General features: G+C 68.7%; 15 protein-coding genes, 2 tRNA genes and 1 pseudogene. 7 read left to right on the top strand and 11 right to left on the bottom strand.

Annotated features, from left to right (window positions below):
• From ATM97_RS00885 to ATM97_RS00875, 3 genes and pseudogenes are all read left to right on the top strand, one after another.
• A pseudogene (locus ATM97_RS00885) lies at nucleotides 1-687 on the top strand (serine/threonine protein kinase); the annotation flags it as partial.
• Nucleotides 684-2,588, top strand: a complete 1,905-nt coding sequence (pknB, locus tag ATM97_RS00880; protein ID WP_218715981.1) for a Stk1 family PASTA domain-containing Ser/Thr kinase — start codon at nucleotides 684-686, stop codon at nucleotides 2,586-2,588. The pseudogene ATM97_RS00885 and the gene pknB, both read left to right, overlap by 4 nt.
• Nucleotides 2,589-2,695: 107 nt before the next feature.
• Nucleotides 2,696-3,115, top strand: coding sequence for a CBS domain-containing protein (locus ATM97_RS00875; RefSeq protein WP_218715980.1), 420 nt, complete (start codon nucleotides 2,696-2,698; stop codon nucleotides 3,113-3,115).
• Nucleotides 3,116-3,117: 2 nt separating this feature from the next.
• On the opposite strand, the gene ATM97_RS00870 is transcribed toward ATM97_RS00875, so the two are convergent.
• The 3 genes from ATM97_RS00870 to ATM97_RS00860 all read right to left on the bottom strand — a co-directional run bounded on the left by ATM97_RS00870 (nucleotide 3,118) and on the right by ATM97_RS00860 (nucleotide 5,109).
• Nucleotides 3,118-3,585 (bottom strand): deaminase, encoded by a 468-nt coding sequence (locus ATM97_RS00870; RefSeq protein ID WP_218715979.1) that lies wholly within the window; start codon nucleotides 3,583-3,585, stop codon nucleotides 3,118-3,120.
• 144 nt (nucleotides 3,586-3,729) lie between these two features.
• The gene (locus ATM97_RS00865) at nucleotides 3,730-4,437 is read right to left on the bottom strand and encodes a dihydrofolate reductase family protein (protein ID WP_218715978.1); all 708 of its coding nucleotides are present in this window, start codon (nucleotides 4,435-4,437) and stop codon (nucleotides 3,730-3,732) included.
• A gap of 9 nt (nucleotides 4,438-4,446) precedes the next feature.
• Complete coding sequence (locus ATM97_RS00860) at nucleotides 4,447-5,109, bottom strand: aminodeoxychorismate/anthranilate synthase component II (RefSeq protein ID WP_218715977.1); 663 nt, start codon at nucleotides 5,107-5,109, stop codon at nucleotides 4,447-4,449.
• A gap of 93 nt (nucleotides 5,110-5,202) precedes the next feature.
• Here ATM97_RS00860 and crgA point away from each other — a divergent pair, with 93 nt between their 5' ends.
• Nucleotides 5,203-5,466, top strand: coding sequence for a cell division protein CrgA (gene crgA, locus ATM97_RS00855; RefSeq protein ID WP_218715976.1), 264 nt, complete (start codon nucleotides 5,203-5,205; stop codon nucleotides 5,464-5,466).
• A 103-nt stretch (nucleotides 5,467-5,569) separates the two neighbouring features.
• Nucleotides 5,570-6,016, top strand: a complete 447-nt coding sequence (locus ATM97_RS00850; RefSeq protein WP_218715983.1) for a PH domain-containing protein — start codon at nucleotides 5,570-5,572, stop codon at nucleotides 6,014-6,016.
• 78 nt (nucleotides 6,017-6,094) lie between these two features.
• Here the strand turns inward: ATM97_RS00850 and ATM97_RS00845 are convergent, their stop codons facing one another.
• Nucleotides 6,095-6,622, bottom strand: coding sequence for a peptidylprolyl isomerase (locus ATM97_RS00845; protein ID WP_308248321.1), 528 nt, complete (start codon nucleotides 6,620-6,622; stop codon nucleotides 6,095-6,097).
• 58 nt (nucleotides 6,623-6,680) lie between these two features.
• Here ATM97_RS00845 and ATM97_RS00840 point away from each other — a divergent pair, with 58 nt between their 5' ends.
• A complete protein-coding gene (locus tag ATM97_RS00840) occupies nucleotides 6,681-6,857 on the top strand; it encodes a hypothetical protein (protein WP_218715974.1) in 177 nt (58 codons plus the stop codon).
• A gap of 4 nt (nucleotides 6,858-6,861) precedes the next feature.
• Here the strand turns inward: ATM97_RS00840 and ATM97_RS00835 are convergent, their stop codons facing one another.
• The gene (locus ATM97_RS00835; RefSeq protein ID WP_218715982.1) at nucleotides 6,862-7,656 is read right to left on the bottom strand and encodes an ABC transporter permease; all 795 of its coding nucleotides are present in this window, start codon (nucleotides 7,654-7,656) and stop codon (nucleotides 6,862-6,864) included.
• A gap of 56 nt (nucleotides 7,657-7,712) precedes the next feature.
• Complete coding sequence (locus ATM97_RS00830; protein WP_218715973.1) at nucleotides 7,713-8,714, bottom strand: ATP-binding cassette domain-containing protein; 1,002 nt, start codon at nucleotides 8,712-8,714, stop codon at nucleotides 7,713-7,715.
• Nucleotides 8,715-9,320: 606 nt separating this feature from the next.
• Between ATM97_RS00830 and ATM97_RS00825 the strand changes: the two genes are divergently transcribed.
• Complete coding sequence (locus tag ATM97_RS00825; RefSeq protein ID WP_218715972.1) at nucleotides 9,321-10,898, top strand: serine hydrolase; 1,578 nt, start codon at nucleotides 9,321-9,323, stop codon at nucleotides 10,896-10,898.
• 3 nt (nucleotides 10,899-10,901) lie between these two features.
• Here ATM97_RS00825 and ATM97_RS00820 read toward each other — a convergent pair whose 3' ends face one another.
• The 5 genes from ATM97_RS00820 to ATM97_RS00800 form a co-directional block, all read right to left on the bottom strand.
• Nucleotides 10,902-11,804, bottom strand: coding sequence for an acyl-CoA dehydrogenase family protein (locus ATM97_RS00820; protein WP_218715971.1), 903 nt, complete (start codon nucleotides 11,802-11,804; stop codon nucleotides 10,902-10,904).
• Between the two features lie 5 nt (nucleotides 11,805-11,809).
• Nucleotides 11,810-11,882, bottom strand: a tRNA-Ala gene (locus ATM97_RS00815).
• 34 nt (nucleotides 11,883-11,916) lie between these two features.
• Nucleotides 11,917-12,024: a DLW-39 family protein gene (locus tag ATM97_RS00810; protein WP_211359241.1), complete on the bottom strand. Its 108-nt coding sequence runs from the start codon at nucleotides 12,022-12,024 to the stop codon at nucleotides 11,917-11,919.
• 29 nt (nucleotides 12,025-12,053) lie between these two features.
• Nucleotides 12,054-12,127, bottom strand: a tRNA-Ile gene (locus tag ATM97_RS00805).
• A 137-nt stretch (nucleotides 12,128-12,264) separates the two neighbouring features.
• The coding region (locus tag ATM97_RS00800; protein ID WP_218715970.1) for a DUF3566 domain-containing protein at nucleotides 12,265-12,702 on the bottom strand (438 nt) is incomplete at its 5' end.

Genomic DNA, 12,702 nt, shown 5'->3' with positions numbered 1-12,702 from the left:
GCCGCGCCCCCGCTGACCGGCGCGACCCGGGTGCTGCCGCCCGGCCCGACCATGGTCATCCCGGCGGCCGCCGGTGCCGAGTACGACGGCGCGACCATGCGCTTCGGCAACCAGGCGCCGCAGCCGATCACCCCCGCGGGCGGCTACACCGGTCCGGCGACGCAGGCCGCCGCGCCCGCGGCGGTGGCGGCGACCAGCACCGCCAAGAACAACCAGAAGTGGCTGATCGCCCTGGGCGTCGGCGCGCTGTTGCTCGGCGGCGTCGTGCTCTGGGTGCTGTTCGGCGGTGAGCCGAACCGCGACTCCGGCACCACGACCACCACCACCCAGACCACCAAACCGCTGCCGCCGCCGGTGACCACCAAGTCGTTCCCGCCGCCGATCGTGCCGCCCACCGAGGCGCCGCCGACGACCACGGAACCGCCGCGTCCGACGACGACCACCGAGGCGCCGACGACAACGACGGAACCGCCGACCACCACGACGACACCGCCGCCGACGACCACCACCAAGGCGCCGACGACGACGAAGACCACCAAGCCGGCCACCACCACCCCGGCCGCTGGAACGACGACGGTCAACGGCAGGCCCCGGCTGCCCACGCTCGACCTGCCGTTCCCGGACGCCCCGAACGCGCTGGGCCCGAACATCACCGTCGACAACACTCCGCCACAAGGACAACCATGACGACCCCGAAGAATCTCTCCTCGCGGTACGAGCTGGGCGAGATCATCGGGTTCGGCGGCATGTCGGAGGTGCACAAGGCCCGCGACGTGCGCCTCTCGCGCGATGTCGCGATCAAGGTGCTGCGGGCCGATCTGGCCCGCGATCCCACGTTCTACCTGCGGTTCAAGCGGGAAGCGCAGAACGCGGCCGCGCTGAATCATCCGGCCATCGTCGCGGTGTACGACACCGGCGAGGCCACCGTCGACGGCGGCCCGCTGCCCTACATCGTCATGGAGTACGTCGAGGGCGATACCCTGCGCGACATCGTGCGCGGCAAGGGCCCGCTGGCCCCGCGCAAGGCGATGGAAGTCGTGGCCGACGTGTGCGCTGCGCTCGATTTCAGCCACAAGGCCGGCATCGTGCACCGCGACATGAAGCCCGCCAACATCATGATCAATCGCGCGGGCGCGGTGAAGGTGATGGACTTCGGCATCGCGCGCGCGATCGCCGACAGTTCCAACCCGATGACCCAGACCGCCGCGGTGATCGGCACCGCGCAGTACCTCTCCCCGGAGCAGGCGCGCGGCGAGACCGTCGACGCCCGCTCGGATGTCTACTCGGTCGGCTGCGTGCTGTTCGAGATCCTCACCGGCCAGCCGCCGTTCACCGGCGACTCGCCGGTCGCGGTCGCCTACCAGCACGTCAAGGAGGATCCGCCGCTGCCGTCGTCGGTGAATCCCGGCGTGCCGCGCGAACTCGACTCGGTGATCCTCAAGGCGATGGCCAAGAACCCGGCCAACCGGTACCAGACGGCCGCGGAGATGCGCGCCGATCTGATCCGGGTGCTCGGCGGCCAGAAGCCGAGCGCGCCGATGGTGATGAACGAGGAAGACCGCACCACCATCCTCGATTACGACGACGAGCCCGCCCCGCGCTCGTTCCGTGATCGTCGCGACGACACCTCCGAGCAGGCCGCGATCGCGCCGCCCGCCGAGGGCCGCAACCGGACCGGGCTGATCGCGCTCGGCGTCGCCGCCGCGCTGGCGGTGGCGTTCGGGCTGTTCTGGGTGCTGGTCGGACCGGGCAGCAAGGCCGACCAGGTGGCCGTCCCCGACGTGTCGGGTCAGCCGTCGCAGCAGGCCCAGACCGCGTTGCAGCAGGCCGGGTTCCACGTCGCCACCCAGCAGAAGGCCGACGGCAAGGTGGCCGTCGGCAATGTCATCGCAACCCAGCCGCTCGGCGGTTCCCGGATCGACGAGGGCAGCACCGTCACCATGCAGGTGTCGACCGGACCGACCCAGGTGCAGGTGCCGCGGCTGTCCGGGCTGACCCAGGCCGAGGCCGAGCAGAAGCTGAACTCGATCGGGCTGACCCTGAGCCCGAACCCGCCGCGCAAGGCGTCGAGCACCGCCGAGACCGACAAGGTGATCGCGCAGGAGCCGAGCGCGGGCGTGCGGGTCGACATCGATCAGCCGATCGTGATCACCATCGGCTCGGGGCCGGAGCAGGTCCGGGTGCCGACGGTGGTCGGTCAGGACATCTCGATCGCCCAGCCGAACCTGGTCGACAGCGCCGGGTTCAAGGTCGACATCCAGGAAGTGAAGTCGTCCGCGCCGAAGGGCCAGGTGCTCTCGACCAACCCGACCGGCGGCAGCAACGCCGAGAAGGGGTCGACCATCACCGTGCAGGTCTCGGCCGGTGACCGGATCACGGTCCCCGACCTGAGCGGACTCACCCCGACGCAGGCGCAGGAACAGCTGCGCGCGCTCGGCTGGACCGGTCAGCTCAGCCAGACCACCGTGATCACGCTGGACGGCAGTGCCTCCGGCAAGGTCGTCGGCCAGAGTCCGGCGGCGGGATCCACGGTGACCATCACCGGCAACGTCGTGCTGCAGGTGGGTGCTTCGCCGCTACCGCGCTGAGATCGCCAGGTCTCGATTGCGTGGAGAACCCACCTGCCGCGACGCGGCGGGCGCAGAATGAGGCTGCTTCATCCCACCCAGCACCGCTGAACGAGGAGGTAGCCCCTATGACCACGGCCAGGGACATCATGAAGCCCGGCGCGCAGTGGATCACCCGCGGTGACACCGTGGCGACCGCGGCGACGGCGATGGCCGATCTCGGTGTCGGATCGCTTGTCGTCGCCGACGACGACGAGCGCATGTGCGGCATCATCACCGATCGCGACATCGTCGTGAAGTGCATCGCGCTCGGCCTGTCCCCCGAAACCACGACCGCGGCCGAGTTGTGCGAGTCCACCCCGCGGTGGGTCAGCGCGGACGCCGACGTGGAGGACGTGCTCGACCAGATGGAAGGCCATCGGGTCAAGCGGATGCCGGTGATCGACAACAAGCGGCTGGTCGGCATGATCAGCGAAGCCGATCTGGCCCGGCACCTCGACGACAACCAGCTGGGCGAGTTCGTGACCGCCATCTACGGGCGGCCCTGACCTCAGCTCAGATCGAGATGGGAGTTCATCGACATGGCCTCCTCGGCCAGGTCGGTCAGCTCCACCACCCGCACGCCGTGCCCGCGGAGTTTGTCCACACCCTCGCACGCGGCGACGAACAGGCTCGGCTCACGCCAGGCGATGACGACGGTCGGGATGCCGGCGGCCAGGATCCGGTCGGCGCACGGCAGCCGGCTCGCGGTGGCGCGAGTCGAGCACGGTTCGAGCGTGCTGTAGATCGTCGCCCTGGTCAGCCGCGGATCGTCCGGGTCGAGCTTGTTCAGCGCCGACTCCTCGGCGTGCACCTTCTCGTCGGTCTCCCTGGAGTAGCCGGCGGAGATCTCCACACCATCGGCGACGATCACCGCGCCCACCGAATAGGCCGTCGGGCTGGGTGGGCAGTTCCTGGCGAGTTCGATCGCCCTGTGCATGAATCGGTGGTCGGTGCTCTCGGCACTGCTTGCGGTCATCGGGTTCCCCTGCTGGTCGGGAGTTATCCACAACTGTCGCATGATGTGGATTCGGTCATGTTCAGGTGTGCAGCGATTCGCCGGACAAGCTGTGGACAGTGATATTTCCCCAGGTCGTGAACATGATTTCGACCACAGGGCCGGTTAGCGGACGGGCTCGTCGCCGTGCCCGACCAGGTACTTCAGCACAGCGACATCCCCAAGTTGTTCCACACCCGCCAGCCGGAGCCGTCGTTGTGCACCACCGGGAAACCGCCCCGGGCCGACGAACCGCGGAGCCGCCGGGTCGCCGACCAGGATCGGCGCGATCGCGAGCCGGATCTCGTCGACCAGATCGGCGGCGAGGAAACCGGTGTGCATCGCGGTGCCGCCTTCGACCATCAATCGGCCGATTCCGCGCGCGCCCAGGTCGTCGACCAGGGCGGCCAGCGACAGTTCCGGGCCGAGCGCGACCACCTCGGCCAGTCCGGCGAGCCGGTCGCCGAGCCGGGCCGCGCCGCTGTCGGTCGTGTAGACGAGTTTGTCGCCGCCGGTGTGCCAGAACCGCAGCTCGGGATCGAGCTCGCCGGACGCGGTGACGGTGATCTTCACCGGATACTCCGGCTTGCCCGCCGTCACCCGGTCGGCCCGGCGCACAGCGCTGTTGACCAGCAGCCGGGGATTATCGGTCCGCAGCGTCCGCGCGCCGATCAGGATCGCGTCGGATTCGGCGCGGACCTGGTCGACGCGGTCGAAGTCGGCGCTGTTGGACAGCAGCAGCCGCTGCGCGCTCGCGTCGTCGATGTAACCGTCCAGGCTCGTCGCCACCGACAACAGCACGAACGGCCGCACGGCGTCACTCCCCGGTGCCATCGCGGACCGCTACGACGTCACCAGCGCGGCGACTTCCGCTTCGAGCGCCGACACGAGGGCCTCGGCGGGACGCTGTCCACACACCTCGAGCCAGTTGGCCAGCATCCGGTGCCCGCCCTGGGTGAGCACCGACTCGGGGTGGAACTGCACGCCGTGGATGGGCAGGGTGCGGTGGCGCATGGCCATCACGATCCCACTCTCGGTGTGACCGACGACCTCCAGCTCCGCGGGCATGGTCTCCGGCAGGACGGTCAGCGAGTGGTACCTGGTGGCGGTGAACGGGTCGGGCAGACCGGCCAGCACGCCCGCGCCGATGTGGAAGACCTCGCTGGTCTTGCCGTGCAGCAGTTCGGGCGCGCGGTCGACCGTTCCGCCGAACGCCTCGCCGATCGCCTGATGTCCGAGGCAGACGCCGAGCAAGGGCGTGTGGTGCTTCGCCGCCGCGTGGACGAGCGGGATGCTCGCGCCCGCGCGGTCGGGGCTGCCGGGGCCGGGGCTGACGAGCACGCCGTCGAAGGTCCCGCCCTCGTCACCACGGGTCAGCAGGGTATCCAGGTCGGCCAGGCGCTGGTCATCGTTGCGCCAGACCACGGCCTCGGCCCCAAGCTGGCCGAGGTACTGCACCAGGTTGAACACGAAGCTGTCGTAGTTGTCGACGACCAATACACGCATGCGTCGAGGGTACGTGGCGACCCCGTAGGTCGTCGCATCCATTACCTGGTGGGATAGCCTAGGAGTTACCTGTATCCCGAATTCGAGGACGTCATGCCCAAGTCCAAGGTCCGTAAGAAGGCCGACTACACCCCGAGCCCTGCCAGCCGCACTCCGGTGAAGGTGAAGGCGGGCCCGTCGCCGGCTTGGTACGTCGCGATCATGCTTGGCTTCATGCTGGCCGGGCTCGTGTGGCTGCTGGTGTACTACCTGGCCGCCGAGCACATCGGCTGGATGAACGATCTCAACGCCTGGAACTTCCTGATCGGGTTCGGCCTGATGGTCATCGGCCTGATCATGACCATGCGATGGCGCTGAGCGATCGCCGCGCACCGGATTACACCGGTGTTATTCATGCACACCTGTGGATGAAGCTGTGGACAACTCGAGGAGCAATGGGGGACGACGCCGCGTGAACGCTGTGGATTCCGCCGACAGCAGGTCGTGGACAACTCCCACCGCCGGTCTGCTCGCCGTCGCCGGCGGCGGCCTCATCCTCGTCGTCGCCGCGGTGCTGGCCCAGGACGGCCCCAGCAGGCTGCTCGTCGGCCTGGCCGCGGTCGCGGTCCTGGGGATGGCGATCCTCGGCGTGCGCCAGCGTCCCCGGCTGACCATGGTCTCCGGTCCCGCGCCGCGCCTGGTGGTCGGCACGCTGACCGGGCCCAAGACCTACCCGCTGACCCGGATCGACCGGATCCGGATGGTCTCCTACCGCCGCCTCGGCCGGAAGTCGGCGATGCTCGAGATCGATGTCCAGCACGAGGGCTCGGAGCGGCTGCTGATCTTCGGCCGCTGGGATCTGGGCACCAACCCGCACGACGTCTACGACGCGCTGGTCGTCAACGGCTTCGCCTCGGTCACCGACTGACCGCAACGTTTCACGTGAAGCAACGAACTCCCCGTCGCGCTCCGGCGCGGCGGGGAGTTCTGTTGTGCGCAGCCGCTGTCAGCCGATGGTCACCGAGGAGATGACGACCGGCTCGACCGGCCGATCGTTGCGATCGGTCTTCACCGAGGCGATCGCGTCGACGACCTTGCGCGAATCGGGATCGACCACCTCGCCGAAGATCGTGTGCTTGCGGTTGAGGTGCGGCTGGGCACCGACCGTGATGAAGAACTGCGAACCATTGGTCGCGGGCCCGCCGTTGGCCATCGCCAGCAGATAGCCGCGATCGAAGCGCAGCTCCGGATGGAACTCGTCACCGAACTCGTAGCCGGGCCCGCCGCGACCGGTGCCGGTCGGGTCGCCGCCCTGGATCATGAACCCCGGGATCACCCGGTGGAAGACGGCGCCGTCGTAGAACGGGCCAGCGTCCGTGCCACCGGCGTTCGCGGTGGTGTAGGGCGCGCTGCCGTCGGCGAGACCGACGAAGTTGCGCACCGTCTTGGGCGCGTGGTTGCCGAAGAGCGCGATCTTGATATCGCCGTGGTTGGTGTGCAGCGTCGCCACGGCCGTCTGGTTGGGTGAGGTCACGGCAGTTATGGTGCCACGGGGGCGGCGGGAAGCCGGGAAGCTGTGCCACAGTGGTCGCATGAAGCTTCGTAACCCGATCATCGCCGCCGTCGGGATCGCCGGGGCGGCGGCCCTGGCCCTCCTCGCTCGCAGCAAGCGACCGCAACTTCCCGAGCCCGCCGCCGAGCCGCCGCGCCTCGGCTATTCCCGCAACGGTGCCGCGCCGGTCTCCGGGGTGGAGACCGGCGCGCACTGAGCCGTCAGCGGCTCACGGACTTCTTGTACTGCACCTGAGCCAGCGGCACGAACACGACCAGGATCACCACGATCCAGATCAGCGTCGTGACCACCGGATGCTGCATCGGCCAGGCGTCGGAGGGCGGAGCCATCGGATTGGTGTTGCCGAACAGGTCGCGCACGGCCTGGGTCAGCGCCGAGACCGGGTTCCACTCGGCGAATACCTTCAGCGGCCCGGGCATGCCCTCCAGGGGCACGAACGCGTTCGACAGGAACGTCAGCGGGAAGATCACCATGAAGCTGGCGTTGTTGAACACCTCCGGTGCGCGCACCAGCAGTCCGACGACCGCCATCATCCACGACAGCGCGTAGGCGAACAGCAGCATCAGCACGTACGCCAGGACCGCGTCCAGGAACGACCCGCGGATCCGCCAGCCGACGACCAGGCCGGTCAGCGACATGACGACCAAGCTCACGACGTTGATCACCACGTCGCTGATCGTCCGGCCGACGAGCACCGCCGACGGCGCCATCGGCAGCGAACGGAACCGGTCGATGATGCCCTTCTGCATGTCCTCGGCCAGGCCGGCGCCGGTGAACGTGGCGCCGAAGACCACGGTCTGCGCGAAGATGCCCGCGATCAGGAATTCGCGGTAGCCGCCCTCTACTCCCTCGACCGTGATCGCCGAGCCGAAGACATAGGCGAACAGCAACACGAACATGATCGGCGACAGCGTCGTGAAGATCAGCACGTCGGGCACGCGCTTGATCTTGATGACATTGCGCTTGGCGATGGTCACGCTGTCGCTGACCACCATCGCGAGCCGTTCCCCGAAGGTGGGTCCCTGCACGTCGACCTTGTCGAGCGTGGTGCTCATCGGTTCTGTCCTTCCTCGGCGCCGACAGCCTGTTTCGCGGCATCGCTGTTGACGAGTTCCTCGGCCTCGTGCCCGGTGAGGGTGAGGAAGACGTCGTCGAGCGAGGGCCGCCGCAGCGCGACGTCGTTGATCTGCACCTTGTGCTCGGTGAGCCTGCCGATGGCGGTGACCAGGTCCTGGGAGCCGTCGGCCACCGGGACGGTGATCCGGCGCAGGCCGGGTTCGAGATGGATCTCGCCGTCGGCCAGCCCGGCGAGCACCTGCTGCGCCGGCGCCAGCTGATCGGGCGTGGCCACGGTGAGTTCGATCCGGTCGCCGCCGACGAGGGCCTTGAGTTCGTCGGCGGTGCCGCGCGCGATCACCCTGCCGTGGTCGATGACGGCGATCGAGTCGGCCAGCCGGTCGGCCTCCTCCATGTACTGGGTGGTGAGCAGCAGCGTGGTGCCGCCCGCGACGAGTTCCTCGATGACGTCCCAGAGATCGAGCCGGGCCCGGGGGTCGAGGCCGGTGGTCGGCTCGTCCAGGAACAGCACCGGCGGGTTGGCCACCAGGGCGCCGGCGAGGTCGAGGCGCCTGCGCATACCGCCGGAGTAGCCCTTCACCGGCCGATCCGCCGCGTCGGTGAGCCGGAAGCGCTCGAGCAGTTCGCGCGCGCGTTCCTTACTGCGCGCCACACCGAGGTGATAGAGCCTGCCGACCATCTCGAGGTTCTCGAAGCCGGTGAGGTATTCGTCGACCGCCGCGTACTGCCCGGAGGTGCCGATCCGGGAACGCAGGGCCTGTGGATTGCCGAGCACGTCGATCCCGGCGACGGTGGCACGGCCCTCGTCGGGGATCAGCAACGTGGTGAGAACGCGGACAGTCGTGGTCTTTCCCGCGCCGTTGGGGCCGAGAAGTGCGGTGACGGTTCCTTCGGGGACGGACAGGTCGAGCCCGTCCAGGGCGGTGAGCTGCCCGTACCGTTTGACCAGACCCTCGGCGACGATTGCGTCGGGCATGATTCTCCTGAAGTCGTAGTTCTACGCTGTTGCCCCAGTATTGCGGGACCCACCGACAAGTCGCACCCCCATTTCCCGGGTGCCCCCGATCCCGATGTACAGATCTGTTCGACATGCCGATTTACGGCGACACGCGGCGAATCGGACGGATTTTCCGGCGGACCCCCGGATCGCAAGCCCCTGGTCTTCGGGGCATCGATGGCGCACCGACAAGAACATGTTCAGCGAATTTTTCGCGTAATTCCTTGTGCACCAGCATATTCCGACCGATGTAAGACAACTGTCGGTTGGTTCACCGACCGATTCGCCGTTCACTACACCGGCCGCCGGCCACGGTCCAGGCCCAGAACGCCGAAAAATCTCGGAAACTGGCTCGTTGCGCGTACACGAATTCCGCTCGCATCGCGTAGGATCGTTCACGTCGGCCCCTCCCCCCCGGGCCGACCCTACGCGGGCCTCGGCTAACTCCCCCCCTTCGCCGAGGCCCGCTCCCCATTTTCCGGCAAGGTGCAGTTCCGGCTACCGGTGAGTACTCCCGGTCCGCGAAACCGTCACAGTCCAGCCACGTTCCCGCGATCGCCCCGCAACCGGGTCTATCGTCAGCCCATGGTGCCCGGCAAAGGCGCGCTCGCCGCGCTGGTCGTGTCGATGGCTGTCGTGGTCGGTTGCAGCGATGCATCCGACGACGAGAGCTCCACCGCGACCAGTACCGAACAGCTCCCACCGAACCAGGTCGCCGCGGTCGCCCTGCCCGACGACGCGGTCGACAACGCCGTCGCGAAACTCGACGAGCTGGCCACCTCGCTGATGGACAGCAGTCACATCCCCGGCATGGCCGTCGCCGTCGTGCACGGCGGGAAGACCGTCTACGCGAAGGGCTTCGGCGTCAAGCAGGCGGGCGGCCAGGACAAGGTCGACGCCGACACCGTCTTCCAGCTGGCCTCGGTGTCGAAGTCGGTCTCGGCGTCCGTGGTCGCCCACCAGGTCGGCGCGGGCACGGTCGAATGGACGACGCCGGTGGTCTCGAAGCTGCCCTCGTTCGCGCTGGCCGACCCGGCCACCACCGCCCAGCTCACCGTCGGCGACCTGTTCGCCCATCGCAGCGGCCTGCCCGACCACGCGGGCGACCGGCTCGAGGATCTCGGGTACGACCAGGCCGCGATCCTGGACAAGCTCCGGCTCGAGCCCCTCGACCCGTTCCGGATCACCTACCACTACACCAACTTCGGGCTGACCGCGGGCGCCGAGGCGGTCGCCGCCGCGGCAGGCGTGCCGTGGGACCGGCTCTGCGCCGAGACGGTGTACGGCCCACTCGGCATGTCGTCCACCAGTTCCCGCTTCGCCGACTACGAGGCCAGGCCGAATCGCGCGGTCGGCCACGTCGACGTCGATGGCGAGTGGGTCGCGAAGTTCGTCCGCGATCCCGACCCGCAGTCTCCCGCCGGCGGGGTCAGCTCCTCGGTGAACGACATGGCGCGCTGGCTGGCCATGATGCTCGGCCACGGCACCGCGAACGGAACCACCATCGCGCCCGCGGCGGCGCTGCTGCCCGCGATCACCCCGCAGGTGATCTCCTCGCCGGCCTCCTCCCCCGAATCACGGGCCGGGTTCTACGGGTACGGCTTCAACGCCTCGACCAGCTCCACGGGTCGCACCGCCTACAGCCACTCCGGGGCGTTCGCGCTCGGCGCCGCCACGAACTTCCTGGCCATCCCGTCGGCCGACGTCGCGATCATCGCGCTCACCAACGCCGCGCCGATCGGCGTGCCGGAGGCGCTGACCGCCGAGTTCGGCGATCTCGTCCAGTTCGGTGAGATCCGCGAGGACTGGCGGGGCATCTACCAGGCCGCGCTCGCCCCCATCAACGACCCGGAAGGCGACCTGTCCGGCAAGTCCGCGCCCGTGACTCCCGCGCCCGCCCAGCCCCTGCCGACCTACGTCGGCAGCTACGCCAACGAGTACTGGGGCCCGGCGACGATCTCCGAGGCCGAGAGCGGCCTGGTCCTCACCCTGGGCCCGGCGCAGCGCCGATTCCCGCTGCGGCACTGGGACGGCGACACCTTCGCCTTCGAGCCGAGCGGCGAGAACGCACCGCCCGGCAGCGTCTCGTCGGCGACCTTCGACAACGGGACACTCACCCTCGACTACTACGACGAGAACGGCCTCGGAAAGTTCACCCGCTGACCCTCACGCCTCGACGACCGCACGCCAGGCCGTCGCCAGCCGCAGCGCCCTGACCTTGCCCGCCACCCCGAGCAGCGGCTCGTCACGCTCCCAGCGGCTCCGGACCGCCGGGTCGACCCGGTCCCACAGCGGCGCGAGTTCGGCCCGCAGGCGCGTCAGCCGCTCGAAGATCCCGCCCAGCGCGATGTGCACGCCGGCCGAACCCGGGTCCTCGGTGCCCACGCCACGCACTGCCGCAAACAGGGCCAGCAGCTGTTCTACGGCCTCGGCGGGCCATTCCGCTTGCCGGGCCACCCGAACGAGCTGTCCGAGCACAGCGGCGACCACATGCAGATCCTCGACGGTGCGGAACGGCTTGAGGAAGTCGGCGTAGCCGTCGCCGGGCAGCAGTTCCCCCGGCGCGGCGTCGAAAGTGACGGTGGCGTGCGGGATCTCCGGAGCGAACGGCAGCGCGGGCAGCGGCGTCACCACGACGCCGGGACCGGCGGGCACCAGCACCGCCCGCAGCGCGGCGCGGCCGTCGGCCTGCTCGCCCGCCCTGGCGATCACGAGGAAGCGGGTGGCGAACTCGCCCAGGGTCGCGAAGGACTTGGTCCCGGTGACGAAGCCGTCGGCGGTCACCGTAGTCGTCAGCTGCGACGGCTTGGCCCCGTTCGCCTCGGTCGCGCACATGGAGGTGAGTCCGGTGGCGTCGAGCGGCACCAGCGCGCCGAGCGCTTCCTGATATCCGCCGAGAAACGCCGTACCTGTTCCGGCACTGTCGAATCCGGCGACAACGGCGCGATCGATGGAGCTGGCGAAAGCGGCGCTCCGGGCGCGATGGTATGCCGCGATCGCGGCGATATCGGTCGACCCCGACTCGACAGGGGCCGCACTGAGCAGAAAATCGAAAACCGAGGAATTCACAGAAGTGGAGCCTAGGGGAATCGAACCCCTAACCCCTGCCTTGCAAAGGCAGTGCTCTGCCAATTGAGCTAAGGCCCCTGGCTGGCTTGATGAAACCAGTTGGCAACCCGAATCAGCGGGTGGTGACCTCGCGCCAGAGGTCTGCGTCATCGCGCTTGCGGAATTTGGTGATACCGATGAGAACCGCGATCACAACACCGACCGTGAGGACAATCTTCATGATTCCCACCCTACTGTGATGTTCGGGAGTGGGCCTAGGAGGACTTGAACCTCCGACCTCTTCGTTATCAGCGAAGCGCTCTAACCGCCTGAGCTATAGGCCCGTACTCGTTTTCGATCCCCTGCCGGAGCAGTGAACCGCAACGAGGAACGAGGTTACCCTACCCGGCCGGGGATAACCAAAACGGCCGGTCAAGCCCCTTTTTACGGGGCTGACCGGCCGTCGTGGCAGAGCCTGTTCCTAGTCCGGATCGGCCAGGGTCACCTGGATGCCACCGACCAGATCGCAGCACTGGTTGTAGATGAACACGCCCACTGTCGCCAGCGCGGTGAACAGCACCACGTTGATCAGACCGATGACGCCCGCGTAGCCGAAGACGGTGCCCGCGTCGATCAGGCTCGACGAGCTGCCCTCCTGGTTCAGCATCTCGCCCAGCGAGTTGTCCAGGTTGTCCCACACGCCCATGCCGGCCAGCACGATGTAGAGCAGACCGACGGCCAGCATCCACACGAAGAACAGCGCCACGCTGATCACCAGGGTGATCTTGAGCGTCGACCACGGATCGATCCGGCGGATCTGCACCGTCGCGCGTAGCGGCTCACCGGACGCGGCGGCCGCGATGGCCACCGGCACGGCGGGCGAGACCGCCCCGGCGGACGCGGCGGCGGCCCGCGCGCT

This window comes from Nocardia sp. MH4 (assembly GCF_019266065.1).
Classification (GTDB): Bacteria; Actinomycetota; Actinomycetes; order Mycobacteriales; family Mycobacteriaceae; genus Nocardia; species Nocardia canadensis.
Note: the sequence above shows the minus strand (reverse complement) of the source record. Positions and strands in the feature narration are given on the sequence as shown.

What these genes read in the sequence shown, in the direction of transcription:
- pknB (WP_218715981.1), top strand. Translation starts at nt 684, where the DNA reads ATGACGACCCCGAAGAATCTCTCCTCGCGGTACGAGCTGGGCGAGATC.
- ATM97_RS00875 (WP_218715980.1), top strand. Translation starts at nt 2,696, where the DNA reads ATGACCACGGCCAGGGACATCATGAAGCCCGGCGCGCAGTGGATCACC.
- ATM97_RS00870 (WP_218715979.1), bottom strand. Translation starts at nt 3,585, where the DNA reads ATGACCGCAAGCAGTGCCGAGAGCACCGACCACCGATTCATGCACAGG.
- ATM97_RS00865 (WP_218715978.1), bottom strand. Translation starts at nt 4,437, where the DNA reads ATGGCACCGGGGAGTGACGCCGTGCGGCCGTTCGTGCTGTTGTCGGTG.
- ATM97_RS00860 (WP_218715977.1), bottom strand. Translation starts at nt 5,109, where the DNA reads ATGCGTGTATTGGTCGTCGACAACTACGACAGCTTCGTGTTCAACCTG.
- crgA (WP_218715976.1), top strand. Translation starts at nt 5,203, where the DNA reads ATGCCCAAGTCCAAGGTCCGTAAGAAGGCCGACTACACCCCGAGCCCT.
- ATM97_RS00840 (WP_218715974.1), top strand. Translation starts at nt 6,681, where the DNA reads ATGAAGCTTCGTAACCCGATCATCGCCGCCGTCGGGATCGCCGGGGCG.
- ATM97_RS00835 (WP_218715982.1), bottom strand. Translation starts at nt 7,656, where the DNA reads ATGGTGGTCAGCGACAGCGTGACCATCGCCAAGCGCAATGTCATCAAG.
- ATM97_RS00830 (WP_218715973.1), bottom strand. Translation starts at nt 8,714, where the DNA reads ATGCCCGACGCAATCGTCGCCGAGGGTCTGGTCAAACGGTACGGGCAG.
- ATM97_RS00825 (WP_218715972.1), top strand. Translation starts at nt 9,321, where the DNA reads ATGGTGCCCGGCAAAGGCGCGCTCGCCGCGCTGGTCGTGTCGATGGCT.
- ATM97_RS00810 (WP_211359241.1), bottom strand. Translation starts at nt 12,024, where the DNA reads ATGAAGATTGTCCTCACGGTCGGTGTTGTGATCGCGGTTCTCATCGGT.